Here is a 24,910-nt window from a genome sequence, read left to right on the forward strand (position 1 = left end):
CCAACAGTCACGGCGAAATGACCGCTGCCCCTGAACAACTTCTGAATTCGGTCTTCGGGTTCCCCGATTTTCGACCCGGCCAGAAGGAGATCGTCGACCGTCTGCTCGGCGGCACCCACACCCTGTCCGTCATGCCGACGGGAGCGGGGAAATCACTCTGCTATCAGATCCCCGCGCTCATCGCGGAGCAGTTGACCGTGGTGGTCTCGCCGCTGGTCGCCCTGATGGACGATCAGGTCGCGGGCCTGCGCGCCAACGGCGTGGCGGCGGCCTGTATCCATTCCAACCGGTCCCGCGAGGACAACGTGGCAGACTGGCGGCGCGTTCAGGACGGGTCGATCAGGCTTTTGTACCTGTCGCCCGAGCGGCTGATGACCGACCGCATGCTGACGGCACTGCGGGCGCTCGATCCGGCGATGTTCGTCGTCGACGAGGCCCATTGCATCTCTAAATGGGGCTTCAGCTTCCGTCCGGAATATGAAGCGCTTTCCAGCCTGCGTGAGAAATTTCCCGCGGCCACCCTCAGCGCATTTACCGCGACGGCCGACACGGCAACGCAAAAGGACATCGCAACCAAGCTGTTCGGCGGGAAGGGCGACATCGTCGTGCGGGGGTTCGACCGCCCCAATCTGCGGCTGGCGGTTGCGCCCAAGACAGACCGGAACAGCCAACTGCTGGATTTCGTGGAGCCCCGGCGCGACGGGTCGGGGATCGTCTACTGCCTGTCGCGCAGGCTGACGGAGGAGACCGCCAAACTGCTGTGCGAGAAGGGGTACAAGGCGCTGCCCTATCACGCCGGGCTGGCGCAGGAGGTCCGCCGGGAAAACCAGGAAATTTTCATGGCCGAGGACGCGGTGATCATGGTGGCGACGATCGCCTTCGGCATGGGCATCGACAAGCCCGACATCCGCTACGTCTTCCACATGAACCTGCCCGGCAGCATGGAGGCCTACTACCAGGAAATCGGCCGCGCCGGCCGCGACGGGGAACCCGCCGATGTCCACATGCTCTACGGGCTCGACGATATCCGCCTGCGCCGCCAGTTCATCGCCCAGGATGACGGCGACGAGGATCACAAGCGCCGCGAGCACAAGCGGCTGGATTCCCTGCTGGCCTACGGCGAGGCGATCAGTTGCCGACGGGTCGCGCTGCTCAGCTATTTCGGGGAAACCACGCAAGCCTGCGGCAATTGCGATATCTGCCTCGACCCGCCGACGCTGATCGACGGCGCGAAGGAAGCGCACATGCTGCTGGCCGCCGTGGCGCGCACCGGGCAGGCTTTCGGCGCCGCGCATATCGTGGATGTGCTGCGGGGCAGCGGGTCGGAGAAAATCCTCGCCCGCGGTCATGACCGGCTGCCGGTCTACGGGGCCGGAAAGGAACGCCCGAAGAATTTCTGGACGGCCTTCATCCGCCAGGTCGTGGCCTCGGGCTATCTGTCGATCGACGTCGAAGGTTATGGCGGGCTCAAGCTGACCGGGAAAGCCGAGCCGATTCTGAACGGCGAGCAGGGGTATGAGTATCGGGACATCCCGAAGACAAGGGCCACCGGTTCACGCAAGGCCCGCGCGGCCGCAGCCGCCCTCGACGACGCGGACACAGAGATCCTCGCCCGCCTGAAGGCGCTGCGGCGCGACCTGGCCCAGGCGCGCAAGGTGCCCGCCTATGTGATCTTCTCCGACGCGACGCTACACGACATGTGCGTGATGAAGCCGAACGATCTCGACACCCTGGCGCTGGTGAACGGCGTCGGCCCGAAGAAGCTCAAGGATTTCGGCGAGACGTTTTTGGCGGCGCTGCGGGATTTTGACGTCTAGTCTGCGAGCATGAGATGCGAACCTGCCGCCGTTCGAAACGGACCGAGCATGACGGGAATCGAACCTCACCAAGATCAAGCATCTTTGTATATTGCTACTGTAACGTGCGGCTAATGAGGCACCATCGAACATATGATTGAAAGAACTTTTCAACATATTTCCAAAGAAAGTCTCGACGAGGCAGATCAGCAGTCCTTTTTGGAAAGCCTAGGATGGTCAAAATCCACGACTTGGCAAGAGCTACTGCAGTCACGGCGGATTCTGATGATTTCAGAGGCCGGAGCAGGAAAGACATACGAATGCCGAGAACAGGCGCGTCTGCTGTCTGAGTCAGGACAACCCGCATTTTTCGTCGAACTGGCTACCTTAGCTAGAGATAGCATGCGGGACTCGCTTACGACGGAAGAAGAGCAACAGCTTGATACTTGGCTCTTTTCACAATCTGAAACAGCAACGTTTTTCCTCGATTCCGTCGACGAACTAAACCTGAGTTTGGGTTCCTTCGAACATGCCCTAAAGCGATTCAGAAAGACTATCTGTGACCAACTTCATCGAGCTCGGATCGTGATAACTACGCGCCCGATTCCGCTCGACGAACAGTTAGTCCGCCGTGTTCTTCCGGTCCCTCCAACTGTTGCCTCGAAAGCCAACGGGGAAACATTCGCGAAAATCGCGATGCAAAATATTGGCGGGAAGCATGGTGCGGAAGACAAGGCCGCCACGGCGTCCGACTGGCAAATTGTCGGATTGATGCCGCTTTCCGACGAGCAAATTATTGAATTTTCGAGGCTTCAGGGAGTGGACGAGCCAGCTCAACTCTTGATCGACCTAGAGCAACGAAATGCTCAAGAGTTTGCACGTCGACCACAGGATCTAATTGAGCTTTGCGCCGACTGGAGAGATCAAAGGCGAATTCGCACGCATTCTGATCAGGTCGCAACAAACATCCGCATCAAACTCAAACCAAGTGAGGATAGACCAGAACCAGCTGAGCTATCAGTTGAAAAAGCAGAACAAGGTGCCCGCCGAATCGCACTCGCCATGCAGCTGACACGTCTCACGAATATTAAACATAACGCCGCGTCAGATCACCTTACTGACGATTCCGCACTTGACCCCTCGACCATACTGGCGGACTGGAATCAAAATGAAAGAAGGGCTCTGTTAGAGCGTCCTCTGTTCGGGTTTGCGTCCTATGGTCGCGTGCGTTTTCACCACCGTTCTGTCGCTGAGTATCTGGCAGCGGAACGGCTTCTGGAACTTTTTCTCTCGGGACAAATGCCCCTAAGCTCGCTGAAGCGGCTACTTTTCGCAGAAACCAAGGGTGTGACAATAGTCCGCCCTTCGAAAAGACCTATTGCAGCTTGGGTGGCGTTGAGGGCAAAGGAGATATTTGAGCTTTTGCGCGACCATGAACCCACCATTCTACTGAATGAGGGTGACCCTGAATCTCTAACTCCAATACAGCGAAGCCAAGCCCTAGAGGCCTATGCAACTCGATATGGATCAGGAGGGTGGCGTGGGCTGACCGTACCCGACATCCAAATTCATCGCTTTGCTTCTCCCGACCTAGCAAAGACAATCACCGGCATCTGGGGCAGTGACGTCGAGAATCCAGAAGTACGAAAGGTCCTCCTTGATATTATTGGAGCAGGATCCATCACCGAGTGCTCTGATATTCTCTACCACGTCGCATGTGATCCAGAATCGTCGCCGATGGAACGAATGGTTGCGCTCGATGGATTGTTGACGAGTGACCACGCAAGAACACTCGATATCGCTTCCGACATAGCCAATGCTGATCCCAATTGGAGCGAACGAGTCTCCAGAAGCGCAGTCATACGTCTGTTTCCAGAGCACATGTCGATAGAGCAACTGTGCCAAGCGCTGGGACGACTAAAATTTGGGAAGCGGAGTGTTGATGGCCTGACTTGGGAACTACCCCGCAAGATTGCGGCTTCAGAATTTGATTTACCCAAACTAGAAGCACTGCGTGACGGATTGACAGGAGTGATTTCGCCTAGTCTGGCGTGGTCAAAAGAATGGCCGCATTTCGAGAGTGAGCATCAAAGTTTGTGCCATGCATTGGCTGCAACTTGTGTGCTTGGACTGAAAATAAGCAGGAAACTCGAATGGCTCCAGGCCAGCGTTTTGGCTTTGCGTTTGCACACTTCCGACCAACGCTCCGAAGGGGAAATAAAGACACTTCGAGAATTGGTGCTTTCGCTGCCTGCCGAAGATAACTCGCGCCTGTTTTGGGCTGCAGATGCCCTAGTTAGGTCTCTCCACGAAATAGACGACCCATGGATGCGTCTTGCGGAAGTCACGATGCATGACAGCGCTACTGAGTTAAAAGCTGACCGCGACATCGAGTGGATCAAAGCGGCACTGAGCGATCCAAGCCTCGACCAAAGTGATCGAGCGCTGCTCCTGGAAGCTGCGCTACGCATGCCTAGCGACCGGGACGCTTGGAAGCGGAAGCAACATGCGAAGGAATTGGAGTCTTTAGTAGCAGACGTCCCCGATTTGGTTGTGAGGATTAAGGAGTGGATAAAGCCAACACCCGACATGCAAAAAATCCAAGAAATGGAAAGAAAGCATGCCGAACGTAAGGAACAACAGGAACGGGAAAAGGAGAACGACTACGCAAGTTGGAGAAAATTTTGGCAGGAAGTCGTCGATCATCCAGAAAATGTCTTCTCTACCCGAAGAAGAGAGGCGACGGCGTGGAATCTCTGGCGCGCCATGAGCCCCGAGGGTGACAACAGCCGAAAATCTGGCTGGAATCGAACATTCATCGAAGAACAATTCAGCCGAAAAATTGCTGATCAGCTACGTCACACGCTTATGAGCATTTGGCGCAATGACCATCCTACGCTTGCTAGCGAACGTCCTGAGCAAGAGCGCAACGTTTATCAAGTCCGCTGGCAATTGGGGCTAGCCGCAATATATGCCGAAACGGAGGATCCCGAGTGGGCAATCAAACTTGATGAGCATGAAGCGAAATTGGCCATACGATTTGCACTGGTTGAACCCGGCAGCCTTCCTTCTTGGATGGAGGCACTTGTCGAACAACATCCAAACGCAGTTGAAGAAATTTTAGGAAAAGAACTGTCTTGGGAGCTCAATCAGGCACCTGGCCCACACGGAATTTCGAATGTACTCCAAGCGATTGAACATTCCCCACAATCGGTGGCACGAGTTTTTCTGACACGCCTTCAATTATGGCTCGATGCGAAGAATGATTACTTGGAAAAAAGGGGCGACATAGCGGCTTTTGCCCAGCGAGTTCAGCGTGTCTGCAGAATGATCCTTACTCACGGCAATGAGGAAGAACTATCGAGATTGCTTGAAACAACTCAAGCACATCTCGAGATCAAATTGCCGACTGAGTTGCGACAAGTGTGGTTGCCAATTCTGATGAACCTAGACCCCGGCTTGGGTGTGGCTGCTCTAGAAAGACAATTCGAATCGATAGAGCCAGGAGAATGGACAGAAGCTGTTGAATGGCTAGCCAATTTATTTGGGGATCATCACAACACGATTGACTTGAATAACGGTCACTTCACACCCGATCTGCTGCTGAAGTTGGTCCGATTAGCCTACAAGCATGTGCGAACCAAGGACGATGTCTCCCATGACGGCGGGTATACACCCGATATGAGAGATCACGCAGAGCTTGCTCGGTCGAACATTGTAAGAGCGCTACTCAACGTGACAGGTGAAACAGGTTTGGCAGCAAAGCTTGAGATGGCTGACGACCCTCTTTGCGCACACTTTCGAGATCGAATTCTCGCGGTGGCTGACGAAAGTTGGGCGCAAGAGATTGACTCAGATGTACTCAATGAAACGCAGGCAGCGGCTCTTGATCGTAGAGGAGAAACGCCAGTTACGACAAATGAATCGATGTTTGTCGTCATGAAAGATCGGCTATCTGATCTTAGCGAACTTCTTTTGCATGACGATTCACCGAGGGAAGCTTGGGCAGCAGTTTCAAATGAAAAGGTCATGCGCAGGCAGATTTCTCGAGAACTAAAAAATTCAGCCAAAGGCATTTATAGAGTCGATCAGGAGGCGGTTACAGCTGACGAAAAAGAAACGGACATTCGTCTCCGCTCGACCGAGTCTCAATATGAAGCGGTAATCGAACTAAAGCTGGCTGACGAACGATCTGCACGCGATCTCCGAGACACCATTAAAATCCAGCTGGTCAATAAATACATGGCATCAAACGATTGCAGATCAGGTGCTCTTCTTGTGACACTCGCTAAGGACCGTAGGTGGAAACATCCAGAAACGGGCAAGCGAATCGGCCCAGACAAACTCATCGCCCTATTGCAGACCGAAGCTGAACGAGTTGAGCGTTATTTGAGTGGAGCCGTCTCGCTACATGTGGAGTTTCTTGATTTGCGACCGCGACTGCCGCTTGAAAAGAACTCATAGGAACCAATAGCTTCCCCAATAGGTTAGGGAAAAGTGGCGGAGGGGGTGGGATTCGAACCCACGAGACGCTTGCACGCCTGCCAGTTTTCAAGACTGGTGCCTTCAACCACTCGGCCACCCCTCCGTGCGGCATCCGGATAGCACCCGGCAGCCGAGTTTGGAACGCCGTTCTTGCGTTCTAGTCCGACGACCGGCCGAGCCGGCGCGGCTGTTCCGAACGCGCGGCGAAGCGCAGGTCATCAACGAGCCGCCGCACGTCGCGAATCTGGAACAGCACGCGGCTCATGGAGTGGCGCAGTTCGAGCGCCGAATCCTGGTTCCGCAGGGCGACCGTGATATCGCTCTCGATCTCGGTAATCGGCGCGCGTAAATCATCACCGATCTCGTCGAGCACATGGCGACGTCTGGATTCGAGCTCTATCAACGCCCCGTGAGTCTGACGCAATTCACGCGTCTGTTCCGCGACAGTGACCTCGAGTTGCGAGCGTGTCACCATCGTGTCGCGGAGATTTTCTGCCATTTCGTCAAATGCCTGCGCCAACTCACCCAGTTCATCGGAGCGGCGCGATGCAAGCTCGACCTCAAAATTACCGGTACTGATGGATTGAGCCACACGTGCGAGGTCACGTACCGGGCGGCTCATGCGCCCCGCCAGAATTGCGGCAGCGATACCGGCCAGCACCAGTGCGACCAGCCCGATCAAGGCGAGGATCAGCGCCAGTTCCTGCAGTGCCGCGTCGGATACCTTTGTCAGTTCGGTGCGCATCGCGGATATTTCGGCACCGATATAGCGGGCATCGAAATTGACGGCGATCACACCAAACACATAGCCGTCGGCGACGATCGGTTCGACGACCCGGAAGTCGAACGCATCGATATCGAGCAGCATGTGTCCACTGTTCAACGTGGCAAGAACATCCGCCGGCGCGGCATCGCCGAAACTCGGCAATTTCTGGGACCCGTCGTGAAAGACCGTGCCGTCACGCCCGAAGACCATGACCGCGCGCACATCCTCGCGTTCCACGAGCGGCCGAATGATATTCCCGACACTCTGGATATCCTCGGCGAATAGCGGCTCGAGCAGTCGGTCAGCCGTTGTTCTGGCCGATAAAACAGCCTGATTGCGCGCATTCTCGGAGAGAACGGTGTCGAGCCGTTCCAGGTTTTCAAGCTCGAACGCAGCCACAATCCGATCAATCGCGGTCCGCTGTGCCACCAGCGTGGCAACAGTTACCGCGGCCACAAGCGTGACCAGGGTCAGTACGTATTTGGTGCGAAGCCTGAATTGCATAATCCCCATCAGCCTCCATGCCGGGATTGAACGGCTTTGCGAATATGTTCGAGACGATTCCGGGATTCAGCATCGACCACGGCATATCGGCCGACTTCGAAGTATCGGTCCAGCACCACTTTCCCCGCCTCATCCTCATGCATTTCGAGCAGAACCTCCATCAGTTTCGATTTGAGGGCCGGGTCCATGGAGCGACGCAGCAGCAGGACGGAGCGGGGGACCCATTGGGTGAGATGGAACACCCGGAGCTGTGGCTTGAAGCGCGCCGTCATTACTTCCGGGTCATCGAGATCCGTCTCACTGATGGCCCCAACATCTGCGCGGCCCCGAATAACCGAACCAACGACATTCACTTCCGATTTCGCGAATGCGTAGCGAACCGCACCGGGGGCCGGACTGCTCTGTTCAACCGGAGCCAGGTCGAGGCCGGCATCCATGATTTCGAGATAGGGCAGGAAAAATCCTGATGTCGAACCAGCGTCTTCGAACGCCAGCGTCCGCCCCCGCAAGTCCGCCAGGCTATGAATATCGCTATCGACACGAACAATAAGGGCTGTGCGATATCGCTGAATATTGCGCTTCCATTCCAGCAGGGCGATTTCCATCGCACCGGTATTTACCAGCCGCGACGCCGTAAAAACCGTTTCCGAAATCACATCGATTTCACCACGTCCCGCCTTGGCAATAAGGCTCTGCGGATTGGCATCGAGAACGACATTAGTGCCGGTCGGTCCATACGCCGCCAGCCGTTGCGCCAGATACCCTCCAAACGCCGCCAGGCGACCGGCATGTTTTCGCGGGTTCCCCGAAACACGGCCAATCGTCAGCGTCGTCCGTTCCGGTGTTGTGATCTCCTCGCGGTCGGCGGCCCACGAATCCGAAGGCGCTGACATTGCGACGCCAAGCACCAGAACCGGCGCAAGGAAAGCCAATATCAGGAACGGTCGCCTCGGGAGGGCAGGACATCTGTGAATCATTCAATGCCACCGTGACGTTACAGCAACCACCTTGTGGTCACGACGAAATCTCAACACAGAATATTTCGCATGAATGCAGACTGAATCGCCATTCATGTTGCCAACGGGGCAATGGCTGCCGATATTGCCTTTGACCGCCACCACACAGGCTGAAAACGATGCCAGACGAAGCACCCAAGGAAATCATGAGTGTCCGGGCTGACGTGAAGTACATGATCGATACCGGAGAGAAGCGGTTGATCTATATCCCGTCCGAAGCGGGGCAGGACAATTCGAAATGGGCCGGACGTTATGAAGACCGGCAGGTCGAGATACGCAACGCGCGCGTCGATCCTTCGACATTCAGCCTCGATACGGCCGGCTTCGCGGTCGCGCCGCAGACGAGCGCCGTGACCGATTTCTACGACGACGCGCAGATCGCCGGCGTGTACGAGCCCGAGGTTGAGGCGTTTCTGCGGCAACTGACCGGCGCCGCACGCGTGCATATTTTCGATCACACGCGCCGCGCCGATTCGGAATCCATGCGCACGGAGAAAATTGTGCGCGAACCGGCGGGCGTCATTCACAACGACTACACCCAGGCGTCGGCCGAGAAGCGGGTCCGGGACCTGTTCCCCGAGGACGAGGCCGAGGACCTGTTGTCGCGCCGGTTCGCGATCGTCAATCTGTGGCGCAGTTCCAACAATGCGCCGATCGAAACGGCACCGCTGGCCCTGTGCGATGCACGCAGCGTCGTTGAAGGCGACCTCGTCACGGTCGAACGCCATTCCAAGGACCGGATCGGGGAAGTCCAGCAGGTGGTTTTCAATCCCGATCACCAATGGTTCTACTACCCGCAGCTTCGGCCTGACGAGACTTTGCTCATCAAGACCTATGATTCCGTGACGGACGGACGTGCGCGATTCTCCGTCCACACCGCCTTCGAAGACCCGTCGGCACGGCCTGATGCACCGCCACGCGAAAGCATCGAGACGCGGGCGTTCCTGTTTTTCTAATCAGTACGATCAGATACGACGGTCGAACGTCCGGAGATTATTCAGCTGCCACGTGACGCAGGTCACGCTTCAACACCAGGTCCTGCAGCACGTCGAATGCGTTGCCCGGGAGTTCGGTGAACTCGCCGCTGAACCGGGCGTCCTCGATCTCGACACTGGTGATGTTGACCAGAATCAACACGTCACGACCCCGGTAGTCGGTAAAACGCAACTCGGCCAACTGGTCTAATTCGGGCCAGATGGTGTCTTTTGTCACCTGCCTGGCGCCGTCGGCACCGAAGCCCGACAATCCGATGTCCAGAATCCGAACGGGCTCATCATTGAGAGTGGCCTCAATGAGAATCTCCCGGCGCCGGTCGCGGCGGCGTTCATTGGTGTATCCGACAATTCGCGTGGACATTTTTTACCCATATTCTCTAACGCAGTACGCCACGTTCGCCGATTTACCTTAACCAAAGCTGAACGGACCGCCGCCGCGACAAAGCCGGCGTGACAACCCGACGGGCCTCGGCCATAAACGTACGATCACCCCGCAGGCGTTCGAGGCATTCACGTTGGTCAAAGTCATCGTCCAGATGTATCCGGTCATGCCGACCGCATCCGAGGCCGAACGGATGGCGCTGCGCCCCATCGGGCGGGACGCGGAGCTGTTCCAGAAGACCCTGCGCGGCTGGTGCGACATCGTGGAGGCGGCTGACAAACTCGGCCTCTGGGGTGTCACCGCCATCGAGCATCACTTTCATTCCGAGGGGTACGAGGTCAGTCCCAACCCGGGCGTGATGAACGCGTTCTGGGGTGCGCGGACGGAGAATATCCGCGTGGGCCAGCTCGGCTATGTGATGAGCGCGCAGAACCCGATCCGGGTGGCCGAGGAAACCGCGATGCTCGACCATTTGACCGAGGGGCGCTGCTTTGTGGGTTTCTCGCGGGGGTTTCAGTCCCGCTGGACCGACGTTCTCGGCCAACATCTGGGCACCCGCGCGACCCTGTCCGACGGCGGTGAGAATGACCAAATGAACCGCGAGATCTTCGAAGATGCCGTCGACATTGTGCTCAAGGCCTGGACGCAGGAAAGCATCGAGCATCATTCCGCACGCTGGCAAATTCCGTTTCCGCACGATACGGGGGTCGAGGACTGGCCCATGGCATCCTGGACGGAGAAGCTCGGCGCCGAGGGCGAAATCGGCCCGGACGGCGAGGTGCGCCGGGTCAGTGTCGTTCCAGCGCCTTTAACCAAGCCCCACCCGCCGGTCTTCGTCGCCTCGAATGCGAGCCGGGAAACGGTGGAGTATGCCGGCAAGCATGGTTTTATCCCGGCGTATTTTTCGCATATGGACAAGGTGGCGGATTTCGGCCCGGCGTATGTCGAGACCGCCCGACAGGCCGGGCATGACTTCGCGCTCGGCCAGAACCAGGCCATCGTGCGCATGCCGCGTATCGCCGACACCATGGCCGACGCACGCCAGGCGGTCGCCGACTACGACGGCATGATCTACAAGCATTTCTACGAGAACTTCCTGCCCGCCGGGATGCGCGCGAAGGCCAACGTCCAGCCGGATACGCCATTGGCAGACCTCGTCGATCCCATGATCGACACGGGGCTTTTCGTGCCGGGGACCGCGAGCCAGGTGCGCGACCATTTCGTTGAACAGTGGAAGCACCTGCCGGCGGAATACGTGATCCTGATCTATCACTACGCCCAGCAACCCAGGGACAGCGTGATCGAAAACCTCAAGCTGTTCATGGAAGAGGTGAAGCCCGCGCTGGACGAACTCACACCCTATATAGACGATTGACCGCCTAGAGCCGCTTGCCCGCCGCGTCCGCGGCCCCGTGCAGCGCCGCCTTGGGCAGCATCACATGGCAGCCCTTGTTGATGTTCACCAGCTGCGAGACGCGCACGTCGGCCGCGAGGCTGCACAGCGAGTAGGCGTCCTCCGCCGACAGGTTGGTACGCTCCCGGATCAGGACGATCATGTCCCGCAGGCCCTGCTTGGCCGCATCATCGAGGTCCTGGTCGATTCCGATGGTGATGTAGTGGGTGTCGGTCTCGGCCCGCGGCATCTTCCAGGAGATGTCCTTGCGGACATGAAACTCGAAGGTCCCGATCAGCGCGGTCTCCGCCGCCGACAGGCAGCTCTCGCCATCGCCCTGAAGCGCGTGGCCGTCGCCGGTCTGGAAGTTCGCGCCGGGCACATGGACCGGCAGGTACAAGGTCGCACCGGCTCCGAGTTCCTTGATGTCGAGGTTGCCGCCATGGGGCTGGGGGACGATGGAGGTTATCGTGCCCCATTCCGGCGGCGGCGAGACGCCCATCACGCCGAAGAAGGCGTTGCACGGCAGGTCCACACCCCAGGGCAGTTTCGCGACATGAGCCTCGCGGTCGAGGGGGATGTTGAGCACGCGTTTTTTATGGAAATCCTCCGGCAACGAACCTTTGAGCGGCATGATCATGTTCCACGCCCAGTCCTGGCGCAGCGCGACGTCGATGATCCGCACTTCGAGCACATCGCCAGGTTCCGCGCCCCGCACCGCGACCGGGCCGGTCATGATGTGGCCGGGCAGGATCGGCTTGTTGTCGGCGATGAAGGCCGCATGGTCAGGCAACAGACTGTCGGCGACTTCGGGCGGAACCTGATCCGGCCCGCCGGAGATCGTCTCAATGATGACCCGGTCGCCGGGATCAACTTCGAGGACGGCCTCGAAATCTGCTGAAAACGCGCCCCAGCGGAGATTCTCCGGCTTCGATTCCAGTCGATGTTCTTTGCCCATGATATTTCCCCCGGTTACTTGTGAACCTGCATTGTGTCGGTGTGCCGGGGCAGGGGCAAGCTCTGCTACATGGCGGAGATGCCGCCGTCGAGCACCAGTTCCGAGCCCGTCATGAAACGGCTTTCGTCCGATGCCAGATAAACCACCGCGTAGGCGACATCGTCGGCGTCCGCAACAATCCCGAGCGGAATCTGGCGGGCCAGCCGGTCGAGGCCTTCCTCGCGGGTCCCGCGTTTGAGGATATTGTCGAGGATGGGCGTATCCACGAAGGCAGGATGCACCGAGTTGCAGCGCACCTGATTGCCCTCACGCGCGCAATGCAGCGCCACGGATTTGGTGAGATGGCGGACTCCGGCCTTCGCCGAGTTGTAGGCGGCGAGGTTGTGCCCGGCGATGATCCCGGAAATCGACGAGATATTGACGATCGAACCGCCGCCCGACGCGGCGATGTGCCGGATCGCGTATTTGCAGCCGAGGAACACGCTGTCGAGATCCAGTGAATGGAGCCATTTCCAGTCCTCGAAGGACGTCTCCTCCACCGTACCGCCGATCGCCGTTCCGGCGCAGTTGACCAGCACATGCAGGCCGCCAAACGCCGCGACGACCGTATCCAACGCCATCGTCCAGGCGATTTCATCCGTGACGTCATGGGCAATCGCGATGGCGTTCTCGCCGATCTCGTCGGCGACGTCGCGTGCGCCGTCCAGATTGATATCCGATACGGCGACCCGCGCGCCCTGGTTCGCCAGCATGATGGCCGATGCGCGCCCGATCCCGGATGCGCCACCCGTTACCAGCGCGATTTTCCCGCCGACCCGTTCCAAATCCAAAACCCTCCGCTAGACTGAACGCATGAAGGCGCATGGACCCGATCAATGCAACCGCTGACCACGGATCGGCTCGAATTGCGGCCGTTTCAAATCGAAGACACGGCAGCGGCGTTCGGGTTCTTTGCCGACCCCGAGGTGATGCGTTTCAGCCTCAATGGCCCCCACAGCTCACGCAAGACGACCGAAGATTTCATCGTCGCGAACATCAACCGGCAGGACCGGCTGGGTTTCTCCATCTGGGCCGTCATCGAATCTTCGAGCAACGATCTCATCGGCATGTGCGGGTTGGCCGAATTCGGACACGGCGTCCCCGGCATCGAACTCGCCTATCGCCTGCGCCGCGACCGCTGGGGCCGGGGTTACGCGACCGAGGCCGGGCGGGCCACGGTCGACCACGCATTCGGCCCGCTCGGGCTGGACCGCCTGATCGCCGCCGTCGAGCGCGCGAACGCGCCGTCGATCCATGTGCTGATGAAGTGCGGGTTCACGTTCGTCGAAGACCGGGACATCGCCGGCAAGGACGCACTGGTGTACGCGCAGACACGGGATTGAAACCAGGCCAGGGGCCCTAGGCGATGGGGCCACCGGCAGATTTCCAGGCATCGATCCCGCCCGCCAGGTGACAGGGGTTCTCGATTCCCGCGCTCAATGCTGCCTCCACCGCCATCGCCGACCGTTCGCCATAGGCGCAGTAGAAAACAATCCGCTTGCCCGAGGATCGCGCCAGTTCGAACAGCATGCCGCCCGGGTTCACATTCTCGTCGAGATCGGGGTAGGGGGCGTGGACCGACCCGGGGATGACACCGTTCTTGTCTCGCTCGGGGTCGTCGCGCAGATCGACGAGGATGATGCTCGGGTCCTCGACCCGGGCGATGCCCTGTCCGCAATTCAGGGAGAGCCCCATGCGTTCGAGATCGTCCTGCTTGAGGCCGATCTTGAGATTGGCCGGCACGGCCACGTCCATCATTTTCGGATTGGCGAGATTCAGATTCTCCATGATCTCGACATACTGGGCCTCGGTTTCGACCTGCAGGCGCGGGTTGTAGGCCTTCTCCTCACCGATCGTGCTGACCGTGTCGCCCTTATAGTCATGGGCCGGATAGACAAGCGTATCGTCGGGCAACGTCAGCAGCTTGTTGAAGATCGAATCATACTGCGCGCGCGCATCGCCGTGCTGGAAGTCTGTGCGGCCGGTCCCGCGGATCAGCAGCGTATCGCCGGTGAAAACCCGGTCGTCCATCCGGAAACTGTAGGAATCATCCGTGTGTCCCGGGGTGTACACCACGTCGAGACGCACCCCTTCGATATCGATGCTGTCGCCCTCCGCCACCCGCATCGACACGACATCCACGCCGCTCTGCTCACCCATAACGGTGATGCAGCGTGTGCGATCACGCAGCGCGCCGAGGCCGGTGATGTGGTCGGCATGGACATGGGTATCGACCGCCTTGATCAGGCGCAGGTCGAGTTCTTCGAGGAGCTGGAGATACCGATCCACCTTCTCGAGCACCGGGTCGATGATCAGGGCCTCGCCGCCCCGGCGGCTCGCCATCAGGTAGGTGTAGGTGCTCGATTCACTGTCGAACAATTGCCGGAAGATCATCAGCATGTGTCTCCATGGGAGAAATCACACACAGAATACGTGAAATGGACCCCGTTTAGGAAACACTTTTCGTGCGACGGGCCGGCCGATCAGAGGCTGTAGAACCTGCGCGCGGTGTCGTGGAAGAACTTCTCCTGCTCTGCCTCGGAGCGTTCCGCCAGAACATCCTTCTGGGTCGACACGTAATCTCCGAAAGACGTCCACATACGCTCGACGGGATAGTTGCTGCCGAAGAAGCAGCGATCCGTGCCGAACATGTCCAGCGCGGTGTTCGCGGCTATTCCCATGATCTCCGCATCGACGACCCGGGTAAAAGTGTTCAGTCCCGAGACCTTGATGAAGACATTCTCGCACGGCTTCAAAACCGCCAGCGCCTCACGCCATTCCTCGACGGTCGAACTGTCTGTCGAGGTCAGCATGCCGGCATGCACCAGACAGATGTTCAGATTGGCACATTCGCGTGCCAGCATCGCCAGATCGCCGAACTGGGATGCGAAACCCTGGAAATCGAATGTCAGCCCCTTGTCGGACAGGACGGAGAGACCGCGCCGGAAACTCGTCGACAGGCAGAAATCCGCCCGGTCCACGAAACGCCAATATTCATTCTCGGGATGCCAATAGACCTGTTGGCGAATGCCGCGCGTGTTGGCGTGGGCCAGATGTCCGTCGATCACGGTCTCGATATCGGGGTCGGTCAGATCCGCATAGGCAACGATGCCGGTGGGGAACCCGGTGTCATCGGCCATCGCCTGCAGGCCCGAGGTCTCGTCCACGGGCCGCGCGATATCGAAGTTCGCCTGAACATGGACCGACTTGACCACGTTGTGGGGTTCGAAATCGGCCATCAGATCGCCGACGGAGTAGGGCTGCTTCAGGGCCGACCAGTCGTCACCGAAAATCATCGGCCGCATCGGCTGGGTCATCCACGGGTAATTGGCCTCGAGGTCCCAGAAAATATGATGGTGGGAATCGATAATCGGACCGTCGTAGCGCGGCATTGCAAAGCTCCTTCAGAAGTAGCGTCTATTCGCCGAGCGCCTTGTTGACGCGCGGCATGACCTCATGGGCCATGAGTTCCATGGAACGACGTGACAGGGGCACATCGGCCCAGTCATGCCCGGTGTACATCAATTGTCCGAACGGGCCGATGATCTCGCGCAGTTCCAGAATCTGCTCGACCACGTCCTCGACCGACCCGGCGATCACCTGGGTATCGAGCGAATGACGCACGGAAACTTCCGCGTCGGGCTGATCGGGATGTGACTTGAAGAGGCCCATGCCCGTGGCACCGCGGCCCTTCAGAAGTTTCTTCTGGATGTTCGAGAAGTAAAAGCCGTAGGGACCGTCTTCGCTGCGCGCGTATTTGATCGCCGTGTCCGCATCGTCGCCGACGAATATGCTCTTGGCCACGGACCATTGGGACGGGTCTTCGGGCAGGCCCGCATTCTTCTGACCCTCGACGAATTTCGGCAAATGGGTCGCCACCCAATGGGCCTGCACATAGTTCGACGAGATGCCGCGCCAGCCGCGTTCGGCGGCATGGGTGATACCCTTGGAATAGGGGGCGAGCGCCGTAAAGACGATGGGCGGGTGGGGTTTCTGCAGCGGCTTGGGAACAATCCCCTGGCCGATTTCCGGATAAAGCGTGCGCTCGGTCGAGGTCCTGAAGAACTTGCCCTCGAGATTGTACGGCGCTTCGCCGCCCCAGATCGCCAGCACCTGGTCGATCGCCTCGACCATCTTCTCGTTCTTGTCGAGGTCCAGATTACCAAACACCTCGATGTCAGACGGCAGGCCTCCCGGGCCGATGCCCAACACGAAACGGCCATCGAGCAGATGGTCCATCATCGCGACCTGGGCGGCGACATGTACCGGATGATAGCTCGGCATGTTGATCACACCGGTACCGAGTTTGATCTGGCTGGTGCGCTCGATCAGCGTCGCCAGGAACACCAGGCAACTGGTGATCGGCTCGGCCAGATCGGTCATATGCTCGCCGACGAAGGCCTCGGTGTAGCCGAGTTCGTCCGCCAGGATTATCGCCGCCTGATCTTCGCGCAGAACCTCGCGGTAATCGCGGGTGATGGGGTGTACGGGCTGGGTGAAAAAGCCGAGTTGCATGATTTTTGTTCCGCTGGATAATTTTTCAAACACAAACTGTTCAGCGATGTGTCCCAAATATCAGGTTGGCGTCGGAAGAGCGAATACGGAAATGCACTCTTTCAATATTGTGGTAAATTACCCGGATATAGCCTCAACCGTTTCGTATTTGAAAATACAGGAATCCCCGTATGGACAGGATCGACGCCATGGCACTGTTTGTCGCAACTGTCGACGCCGGCAGCCTTTCGGGCGCTTCTCGCGATATTGGACTGTCTCTTTCAACTGTCAGCCGGCACCTGACATCCCTCGAAGAACGGGTCGGTATGAAACTGCTCGTTCGCACAACGAGAGCCTTGGCGCTGACGGAGGCCGGGCAGAAATACCACGAACGGGCCAAGCAGTTGCTCTCGGAGATCGATGATCTGGAGCTTAGCCTGACAGAACAAACAGCATCACCTTCCGGGCAGTTGACCATCAGCGGGCCGACATTATTCGGGCGGGTATACCTGTTGCCGATCCTTTCGGATTTTATGATTCGCTATCCCGACATCACCCTGGACATGGTCTTGCTTGATCGCGCCGTGAATCTCGTCGAGGAGGGAATTGATCTGGCGGTTCGAATCTACGACCTCGATGACTCGAGCCTGATCGTACGACGGCTGGGCAACCTCCGCTGGGTGTTCAGCGCCGCGCCCGAATATCTCAAGGCGATGGGAACGCCGGAAAAACCCGAAAATCTGGAAGATCACGATTGTCTGCTGTTTTATGAAGAAAGCAGAACGCCGCGTTGGCCGGTGCTGGTAAACGGCAAGCCCGGCCACATAAAGATTCCCGTCAAGGCCAGTTCGAACACCCTGGACGGCGTCATCGCGGCGGCGGTCGCCGGTGCTGGTGTCACCTTTACACCGGCATGGGCCGTTGCCGATCACGTCGGACATGGCCGTCTCAAGGTGGTTTTGAGTGAGTACGAATTACCTCCCCGCCCGATTAACGCAGTTTTCACTCACAGCCGGTTGTTGTCGGGCAAGGTTCGGGCGCTTCTGGATTGTCTGGTCGAAGAAATATCGACGCATGAATTGGACACCCTGCCGGCGTTCGGTGCGTTCAAACATCGCTAGCGCCGGCGCGGTGCGCGCGCGATCGTGATTGCCCGACGCGAAGCGGGTATGGCACCCCTCGGTTGGCAAAACTTATGAGGCGTCATGCGACTGAACCGAATTCTTCTGGGAGGGTTGCTCGCTCTCCCGCTCTGGCTTGCGGCGGGTGCCGCCGTGGCGCAAAGCGATGATGCGCGTTTCCTCAGTTGGCTCAACGAATTGCGCGCCGATGCGCTGGCCAACGGCATCAGTCAGGCGACGCTGGACCGCAGCCTTGTCGATGTGGCGCCGATCCCGCGGATCATCGAACTCGACCGGCACCAGCCCGAATCTACGGTCACCTTCGAGAAGTATCAGGCCCGGATCGTCAATTCGACCCGCATCAGGATCGGACGCGAGCGCCTGGCCAAACATCGTGCATTGCTGGACGAGGTCGGCCGGCAGTTCGGTGTGCAACCGCGATTCATCGTCGCCTTGTGGGGAATCGAGACAAACTTCGGCCAGTTCACCGGCGGGTTTCCGGTGATCCATGCGCTCGCGACGCTCGCCTATGACGGGCGGCGCAGCCAGTATTTTCGCGGCGAGTTGCTGAAGGCGCTGCAGATCGTGGAGGAGGGACATATCGATCCCGCCGAAATGAAGGGCAGTTGGGCCGGTGCCATGGGCCAGTCCCAGTTCATGCCGTCGAGTTTTCTCAACTTTGCCCACGACCATGACGGCGACGGCGCGAAGGATATCTGGAACACCCAGGCCGATGTCTTCGCATCGGCGGCAAACTATCTGAAAGGCGTCGGCTGGAATGACAGCATCACCTGGGGCAGGAAGGTGCGCCTGCCCGACAGTTTCGACGGGTCGCTGATATCACTCGATGTCGTCAAGCCGATCGGCGCCTGGCAGGAACTGGGTGTGCGGCGAACGGACGGGAGGGACCTTCCGACACGCGATATTCCGGCATCGATCCTCCGGCCGGGCGGCGCGAACGGTCAGGCCTACATGATCTACGACAATTATCGCGCAATCCTGCGCTGGAACCGCTCCCACTATTTCGCCATGGCGGTTGGCCAACTGTCCGACCGAATCGCGGGCCGCTAGGGTAGAAACATCGGATGGGTGAAGCGGGCGCGAGATTCAAAGGGAAACCCGGCATGGGTCGTCGACTCCGGCCGGTTGCACTGGCGGCCCTGTGCTGCTTCGGGCTTGCCGCCTGTGCGGAAACCGAATTCCTCATCCACACCGCAAAGCAGGTCAACGGCCCGGGCGATTCGAGTGGCAAACTCGGGCGCTACAAGGTCGGCTCGCCGTATCAGATCAAGGATGTCTGGTACTACCCGGCCGAGGATTACGAATACACCGAGACCGGCATCGCGTCCTGGTACGGCCCGAACTTCCACGGCAAGGACACGGCCAATGGCGAAACCTACAACCAGAACGACCTGACTGCCGCGCACCGGACCCTGCCACTGCCCAGCGCCGTTCGGGTAACCAATCTGGAAAACGGCCGCTCGATCGTCCTGCGGATCAACGACCGTGGCCCGTTTGCGCACGGCCGGATCATCGATGTGTCGCGCCGCGGTGCCCAGCTTCTGGACTTCGAACGGAACGGCACGGCCAAGGTCCGTGTCGATATCCTGCCGGACGAGAGCCGCCAACTGAAAGTCGCCGCGATCAACGGCAGCGAACAACAGCTGCAGGTTGCGGCGTCCCCGCGCGAGGCCGTGGTGTCGAAACCGCTGCCGGCGAATGGCGCGAGTGCCGGCTCGGCCCAGGTACCGACGGCCAGCCAGACGCCTGTGCAGACGGCTCCACTGGACACAGCACCCGTGCAAACAGCGCGCGCACCGATCCTGCCCGACGAAGTCGAGGTACTGCCGGTGTCTCCCACGGGCATCTACGTTCAGGCGGGCGCATTCTCCCGGCTGGAGAACGCGCTGCGCATGCGCGACCGGGTCTATGACCTGGGGCCCACCCAGATCAGCCGGTTTGCCGTTTCCGGGACCGAGATATACCGGGTTCGGATCGGCCCGCTTGGCACCGTCGATGTCGCGGATGTGACCCTTTCCGAAGTTATGAATGCCGGCGTGCCCGAGGCCCGGCTTATCGTCGAGTGATCGCGTGACATCATTCCGTCGTATTCACTCGTATAGTTGCGCCATACGCCCCACCCGTACATGTGAATTCAACGCCATGACCCGTATCACGCGACACCTCCGCAACGCCCTCCTGGCCCTCACGGTCTTCGCTGTTGTCAGCCCGGCCCAGGCCGCGCCGCCGACCTTTCAGACGACGGCGCGCCAGGCCATCCTGATCGATTTCGACACCGGTGCGGTGCTCTACGAAAAGAATGCCGAAACCCCGATGTTCCCTGCGTCGATGAGCAAGATCATGACGTCGCTTCTGGTGTTCGATGAATTGCGTGCCGGACGCCTCGAATTCGACAGCACGTTTCGTGTGTCGGAAAAGGCCTGGCGCATGGGCGGGTCGAAGATGTTCGTCGGCGTGAAGGACGAGATCACGATCGAGGACCTGCTGCGTGGAGTTATCGTGCAGTCCGGCAATGATGCCTCGATCGTCATCGCCGAAGGGATCGCCGGCAGCGAGGAGGCGTTCGCCGAACGGATGACCGAACGGGCCATCGAGATCGGCCTGAAGAACACCCAGTTCCGTAACGCCACGGGCTGGCCGGACCCCGATCATGTCACCACGGCGCACGATCTTGCCCGGCTGGCCCTGTTCCTGATCCGCGAGTATCCGGAGTTTTATGGCCTGTATTCGGAACGCGAGTTCACCTACGGCAAGAGCCTCGACGGGAAACCGATCACCCAGGGAAACCGCAATCCGTTGCTCTACAAGGCCGTGGGGGCGGACGGCCTCAAGACCGGCCACACGGAGGCATCGGGATTCGGCCTCACCGCATCGGCGGTGCGTGGCGAACGCCGGCTGGTCATGGTGATCAACGGCCTCGACAGCGTGCGCGCACGCAGTTCCGAATCCGAGCGCCTGCTCAACTGGGGCTTCCGGGTCTTCGACAATTATCAATTGTTCGAGGCCGGAGAGACGGTCGAGGAAGCAAAGGTCTGGCTCGGCGATGCCGGAACGGTGCCGCTCGTTATCGACGAGGCGCTGGCCGTGACAATCCCGAAATCCTCACGCCGGGGCATGCGCGTCAAGGTCCTGTATGACAGCCCGCTGCCCGCACCGATCAGCGCCGGCGTCGAGGTTGCGCGGATCGAGGTCACGGCGCCGGATATGGAGCCGATCAGCCGTCCGCTGAAAACCGCGCGCGATGTCGGCCAGCTCGACTTTTTCGGGCGCATCACGAGCGCCATCAATTTCATCATCTTCGGCTCGTCCTCGGGCGGTTGACGCCACCGGCAGCGCATGTGACATCTGCCGATATGATTGCAAACCCGCCGCGCGGCAAATTCATCACATTCGAAGGTGGGGAAGGGGCCGGCAAGACGACCCAGATCACCCGCCTCGCGGACCGTCTGCATTCCCGTGGCATCACCAGCATCACGACACGTGAACCCGGCGGGGCACCCGGCGCGGATTCCATCCGCTCGCTGCTCGTATCCGGGGCGACCGACAAGTGGGACCCGGTCAGCGAAGTCTTGCTGCTTTATGCCGCACGGCGCGAACATCTCAAGCAAACCATTCTCCCGGCACTCGATCAGGGCGTCTGGGTGCTGTGCGACCGGTTCGCCGATTCAACCATGGCCTATCAGGGCTATGGGCACGGCATATCGAAAGAATTTATCCGGGGCCTGCACGCCGAGGTGGTCGGAGACGCCGATCCGGACCTCACGTTGATTCTCGATATTCCGGTCGAGATCGGAATCGGACGTGCGGTTTCGCGCAACACGAGTGCACGAAGCGGCGAAGACCGTTTCGAGCGGATGGACACGTCCTTTCATGAACGCCTGCGCGCCGGTTTTCTGGACATCGCGGCGGGTTCTCCGGAACGGGTCCGGGTGATCGACGCGGATTCCACGCCCGAGGCCGTCACCGAGGCCGTTTGGCAAACGGTCACCGACAACTTCGACCTCAACCCACCGGCGGCGCCCGCATGAGCGACGAACTGATCGAACGCATCGAGCGCCCGCGGCTCGAGACCGGTTCGCTGATCGGGCACGAAACCGCGCGCCGAACCATTGTCCAGGCGCGAAGCACCGGGCGCATGGCCCATGCCTGGCTGATCACCGGACCGGCGGGGATCGGCAAGGCGACCCTGGCCTGGCGGTTCGCGCGCCTCGTGCTAGCCGCGCCGGACGCAGCGCTTTCCGACGACGATATCGAAACCGACCCCGGGCATCCCGACGTGCGCAAGATCATCGCGGGCGCGCATCCCGACTGCCGCCTGATCCGCCGCAGCATGACCAAACGTTCTCCTTATCGCTTCCGAACCGAGATTTCGGTCGAGGATATCCGCGATTCCGCGACGTTTCTGCACCATACGGCGGCCATGAGCGACTGGCGCTGCCTGATCGTCGATGCCGCCGACGACATGAACCTCAATGCCCAGAATGCTCTGCTCAAGGTCTTGGAAGAACCGCCGCCGCGTACATTGATCCTGCTGGTGGCCCACACACCGTCGCGATTGTTGCCCACGATCCGTTCGCGCTGCCGGGGGTTGCCGCTACATCCGCTCGGCGCCGAACAGGTCGCCGAGGTCATGGCGCGCACCGGAAGCGGTCTCGCACCCGATGAGATGCAGATCATTGCCGATATTTCCGGCGGCTCGCCCGGCAAGGCCATTGATCTGGCCCGGGCCGGCGGGCTCGAACTTTATCAGGATCTCTCCCAACTGGTCGAAAACCTGCCGAAACTAGACACCGAGCAGTTGCACATGACATCGGACAAGTTCGCCGGGGCCGCAGGAGAGGCGGGCTACCGCACTTTTCTGGAAATCCTGAACTGGTGGATGTTGCGCCGGATTCGCAGCGATGCCACGTCGGGTGGGACCGTCGGCGGCCGCGGGCTTGAGCGTTGGCTCAAAGCATGGGAGAACGTCAACGAATTGACCACCCGCGCAGACAGCGTGAACCTCGACCGCAAACAAGTTGTTCTGAATACGTTTTTTGAACTTTCCGCCGCTGCGAAAACAGCGTAACGAACGGAGCCCGGTAACGCGCCATGAAGGCACTGCTTCTGCGATATCTGACGCCGCTGACCTACATGATGTGGGTGGTCATCATCATCGGCATGGTTGATCATTTTTTTCTCGAGCCGCGCGGCCAGGCATTTCTGCCGCCGGCCGTGTTCGACTGGCTCCTGATCCTGATGTGGCCGTTGCTCGCCGCGGTCTGGTTTGGCAATAAGGAAAACGAGAAACGAAAAGCCCAGGCGCGGGCCGAAGCGCCGGAACCGCCGGCGGAAAATTGAAGCGGAAATACGCGTAACCCTGGCTTTCGAAAGACCAACACCGTGGCATCAAGCCCGTACTACCTGACGACGCCGATCTATTATGTGAATGACCGGCCCCATATCGGCCACGCCTACACCACGTTGGCGTGCGATGTGCTGGCGCGTTTCAAGCGCCTCGACGGCCATGACGTGCATTTCCTTACCGGGACCGACGAACACGGGCAGAAAGTCGAGAAATCCGCCCAGGCTGCGGGCGTCGACCCGCAGGCGTTCACCGACAAGGTAAGCCAGAATTTCCGTCGTCTCGCGGAAGACATGAACTATTCGAACGATGACTTCATTCGCACCACCGAGGAACGCCATGTCCGCGCGGCACAGGCGATCTGGCAGGCGATCAAGGACAACGGCCATATCTATCTCGGCAGTTATTCCGGCTGGTACGCGGTCCGCGACGAAGCGTTCTATGGGGAAGCCGAGCTCGAGGAGAATGCCGACGGCCAGAAGATCGCGCCCACCGGAGCCGAGGTCGAATGGGTCGAGGAGCCGAGCTACTTCTTCGATCTGTCGAAATGGCAGCAGCCGTTGCTCGATTTCTACGCGGCAAACCCCGATTTCATCGGTCCCGATACCCGGCGCAATGAGGTGGTTAGCTTTGTCGAAGGCGGGCTCAAGGATCTGTCGATCAGCCGCACCAGCTTCAAATGGGGCATCCCGGTGCCCGACGATCCCGAACACATCATGTATGTGTGGCTCGATGCGCTGACCAACTACATCACCGCTGTGGGATATCCAGACGAAGAAAATTCAGATTTTTCAAAGTTCTGGCCCGCAGACCTTCACATGGTGGGCAAGGACATCGTGCGGTTCCACGCGGTCTACTGGCCGGCGTTCCTCATGGCGGCCGGGCTGGCGCCGCCGAAACGGGTCTACGCCCATGGCTGGCTGCTCAACAAGGGCGAGAAAATGTCCAAGTCCCTGGGCAACGTGGTGTTGCCCGAGGATCTGGTCGAACAATACGGCCTCGATCCCGTGCGCTATTACCTGCTGCGCGAGGTGCCGTTCGGCAATGACGGCTATATCAGCCACGAAACCATGGTCTCGCGGATCAACGGTGATCTCGCCAACGATATCGGCAACCTGGCCCAGCGATCCCTGTCCATGGTCGCCAAGAATTGCGACGGCGCCGTCCCGCAGCCCGGCGCCTTCACCGCCGAGGATGACGAGCTCCTCGCCGCGGCCCACGGAGCACTGGAGAAAGTCCGCACGGAATTCGACCGGCAGGCCTTCCACCGGGGGCTCGAGGCAATCTGGCAGGTCGTCAGTGACGCCAACCGCTATGTCGACGCCCAGGCGCCGTGGGCGTTGCGAAAAACCGATCCGCCACGCATGGGAACGGTACTGTATGTGCTGGCAGAGACAATCCGCCATCTGGGGATTCTGATACAGCCGGTGATGCCGGAGGCCGCCGCCAACATGCTGGATCAGCTCGATATTTCGCCTGAAACCCGCAGCTATTCCCATCTCGGGCCAGACCACGCCCTAGTTTCCGGCACGGCGCTGCCCAAGCCGAACCCGGTCTTCCCGCGTTACGTGGACGAAGAGGCCGCGGACTGAACCC

Annotated in this window: 21 protein-coding genes and 1 tRNA gene; 13 read left to right on the forward strand and 9 right to left on the reverse strand. The window is 59.6% G+C overall.

Features of this window, described 5'->3' with window-relative positions; genetic code table 11:
* The first annotated feature begins 17 nt into the window (after positions 1–17).
* Positions 18–1,817: a DNA helicase RecQ gene (recQ, locus tag ABJ363_16655; protein MEP4380619.1), complete on the forward strand. Its 1,800-nt coding sequence runs from the start codon at positions 18–20 to the stop codon at positions 1,815–1,817.
* Between the two features lie 132 nt (positions 1,818–1,949).
* On the forward strand, positions 1,950–6,260 hold the full coding sequence (locus ABJ363_16660) for an ATP-binding protein (protein MEP4380620.1): 4,311 nt from the start codon (positions 1,950–1,952) through the stop codon (positions 6,258–6,260).
* Positions 6,261–6,294: 34 nt separating this feature from the next.
* On the opposite strand, the gene ABJ363_16665 is transcribed toward ABJ363_16660, so the two are convergent.
* The 3 genes from ABJ363_16665 to ABJ363_16675 form a co-directional block, all read right to left on the reverse strand.
* A tRNA-Ser gene (locus ABJ363_16665) sits at positions 6,295–6,384 on the reverse strand.
* A gap of 54 nt (positions 6,385–6,438) precedes the next feature.
* Complete coding sequence (locus tag ABJ363_16670; protein MEP4380621.1) at positions 6,439–7,551, reverse strand: HAMP domain-containing protein; 1,113 nt, start codon at positions 7,549–7,551, stop codon at positions 6,439–6,441.
* An 8-nt stretch (positions 7,552–7,559) separates the two neighbouring features.
* Entirely contained in the window at positions 7,560–8,444 is an 885-nt protein-coding gene (locus ABJ363_16675) for a phosphate/phosphite/phosphonate ABC transporter substrate-binding protein (protein ID MEP4380622.1), read from the reverse strand.
* A gap of 242 nt (positions 8,445–8,686) precedes the next feature.
* Between ABJ363_16675 and ABJ363_16680 the strand changes: the two genes are divergently transcribed.
* A complete protein-coding gene (locus tag ABJ363_16680; GenBank protein ID MEP4380623.1) occupies positions 8,687–9,523 on the forward strand; it encodes a CmcJ/NvfI family oxidoreductase in 837 nt (278 codons plus the stop codon).
* Positions 9,524–9,560: 37 nt separating this feature from the next.
* Here the strand turns inward: ABJ363_16680 and ABJ363_16685 are convergent, their stop codons facing one another.
* Positions 9,561–9,923, reverse strand: a complete 363-nt coding sequence (locus ABJ363_16685) for a hypothetical protein (GenBank protein ID MEP4380624.1) — start codon at positions 9,921–9,923, stop codon at positions 9,561–9,563.
* Positions 9,924–10,077: 154 nt separating this feature from the next.
* On the opposite strand from ABJ363_16685, the gene ABJ363_16690 reads away from it, so the two are divergent.
* Entirely contained in the window at positions 10,078–11,319 is a 1,242-nt protein-coding gene (locus tag ABJ363_16690; GenBank protein ID MEP4380625.1) for an LLM class flavin-dependent oxidoreductase, read from the forward strand.
* A gap of 4 nt (positions 11,320–11,323) precedes the next feature.
* On the opposite strand, the gene ABJ363_16695 is transcribed toward ABJ363_16690, so the two are convergent.
* Together ABJ363_16695 and ABJ363_16700 are read right to left on the reverse strand one after the other, a co-directional pair.
* Entirely contained in the window at positions 11,324–12,295 is a 972-nt protein-coding gene (locus tag ABJ363_16695; GenBank protein MEP4380626.1) for an acetamidase/formamidase family protein, read from the reverse strand.
* 65 nt (positions 12,296–12,360) lie between these two features.
* Positions 12,361–13,119, reverse strand: a complete 759-nt coding sequence (locus tag ABJ363_16700) for an SDR family oxidoreductase (protein ID MEP4380627.1) — start codon at positions 13,117–13,119, stop codon at positions 12,361–12,363.
* Positions 13,120–13,170: 51 nt separating this feature from the next.
* On the opposite strand from ABJ363_16700, the gene ABJ363_16705 reads away from it, so the two are divergent.
* The gene (locus tag ABJ363_16705) at positions 13,171–13,677 is read left to right on the forward strand and encodes a GNAT family N-acetyltransferase (protein ID MEP4380628.1); all 507 of its coding nucleotides are present in this window, start codon (positions 13,171–13,173) and stop codon (positions 13,675–13,677) included.
* Between the two features lie 16 nt (positions 13,678–13,693).
* Here ABJ363_16705 and ABJ363_16710 read toward each other — a convergent pair whose 3' ends face one another.
* From ABJ363_16710 to ABJ363_16720, 3 genes are all read right to left on the reverse strand, one after another.
* Positions 13,694–14,728 carry an MBL fold metallo-hydrolase gene (locus ABJ363_16710; GenBank protein ID MEP4380629.1) on the reverse strand — a complete coding sequence of 345 codons (1,035 nt, stop codon included), beginning with the start codon at positions 14,726–14,728 and terminating at the stop codon, positions 13,694–13,696.
* An 89-nt stretch (positions 14,729–14,817) separates the two neighbouring features.
* Positions 14,818–15,726, reverse strand: a complete 909-nt coding sequence (locus tag ABJ363_16715; protein MEP4380630.1) for an amidohydrolase family protein — start codon at positions 15,724–15,726, stop codon at positions 14,818–14,820.
* 25 nt (positions 15,727–15,751) lie between these two features.
* Positions 15,752–16,849 (reverse strand): LLM class flavin-dependent oxidoreductase, encoded by a 1,098-nt coding sequence (locus ABJ363_16720; protein ID MEP4380631.1) that lies wholly within the window; start codon positions 16,847–16,849, stop codon positions 15,752–15,754.
* 188 nt (positions 16,850–17,037) lie between these two features.
* Here ABJ363_16720 and ABJ363_16725 point away from each other — a divergent pair, with 188 nt between their 5' ends.
* The 8 genes from ABJ363_16725 (at position 17,038) to metG (ending at position 24,906) form a co-directional block, all read left to right on the forward strand.
* The gene (locus ABJ363_16725) at positions 17,038–17,949 is read left to right on the forward strand and encodes a LysR family transcriptional regulator (GenBank protein ID MEP4380632.1); all 912 of its coding nucleotides are present in this window, start codon (positions 17,038–17,040) and stop codon (positions 17,947–17,949) included.
* An 84-nt stretch (positions 17,950–18,033) separates the two neighbouring features.
* Positions 18,034–19,020 carry a lytic murein transglycosylase gene (locus tag ABJ363_16730; protein ID MEP4380633.1) on the forward strand — a complete coding sequence of 329 codons (987 nt, stop codon included), beginning with the start codon at positions 18,034–18,036 and terminating at the stop codon, positions 19,018–19,020.
* Positions 19,021–19,073: 53 nt separating this feature from the next.
* Entirely contained in the window at positions 19,074–20,036 is a 963-nt protein-coding gene (locus tag ABJ363_16735) for a septal ring lytic transglycosylase RlpA family protein (GenBank protein ID MEP4380634.1), read from the forward strand.
* A gap of 76 nt (positions 20,037–20,112) precedes the next feature.
* Positions 20,113–21,291 (forward strand): D-alanyl-D-alanine carboxypeptidase family protein, encoded by a 1,179-nt coding sequence (locus tag ABJ363_16740; GenBank protein MEP4380635.1) that lies wholly within the window; start codon positions 20,113–20,115, stop codon positions 21,289–21,291.
* 32 nt (positions 21,292–21,323) lie between these two features.
* Positions 21,324–21,998 carry a dTMP kinase gene (tmk, locus tag ABJ363_16745; protein MEP4380636.1) on the forward strand — a complete coding sequence of 225 codons (675 nt, stop codon included), beginning with the start codon at positions 21,324–21,326 and terminating at the stop codon, positions 21,996–21,998.
* Complete coding sequence (locus tag ABJ363_16750) at positions 21,995–23,038, forward strand: DNA polymerase III subunit delta' (GenBank protein MEP4380637.1); 1,044 nt, start codon at positions 21,995–21,997, stop codon at positions 23,036–23,038. The genes tmk and ABJ363_16750 overlap by 4 nt, the downstream gene beginning before the upstream one ends.
* Before the next feature lie 23 nt (positions 23,039–23,061).
* Positions 23,062–23,310 carry a hypothetical protein gene (locus ABJ363_16755; GenBank protein MEP4380638.1) on the forward strand — a complete coding sequence of 83 codons (249 nt, stop codon included), beginning with the start codon at positions 23,062–23,064 and terminating at the stop codon, positions 23,308–23,310.
* A gap of 42 nt (positions 23,311–23,352) precedes the next feature.
* Entirely contained in the window at positions 23,353–24,906 is a 1,554-nt protein-coding gene (gene metG, locus ABJ363_16760; GenBank protein MEP4380639.1) for a methionine--tRNA ligase, read from the forward strand.
* Positions 24,907–24,910 lie beyond the last annotated feature (4 nt).

The organism is Alphaproteobacteria bacterium, from assembly GCA_039980135.1.
Lineage (GTDB): Bacteria > Pseudomonadota > Alphaproteobacteria > UBA6615 > UBA6615 > UBA8079.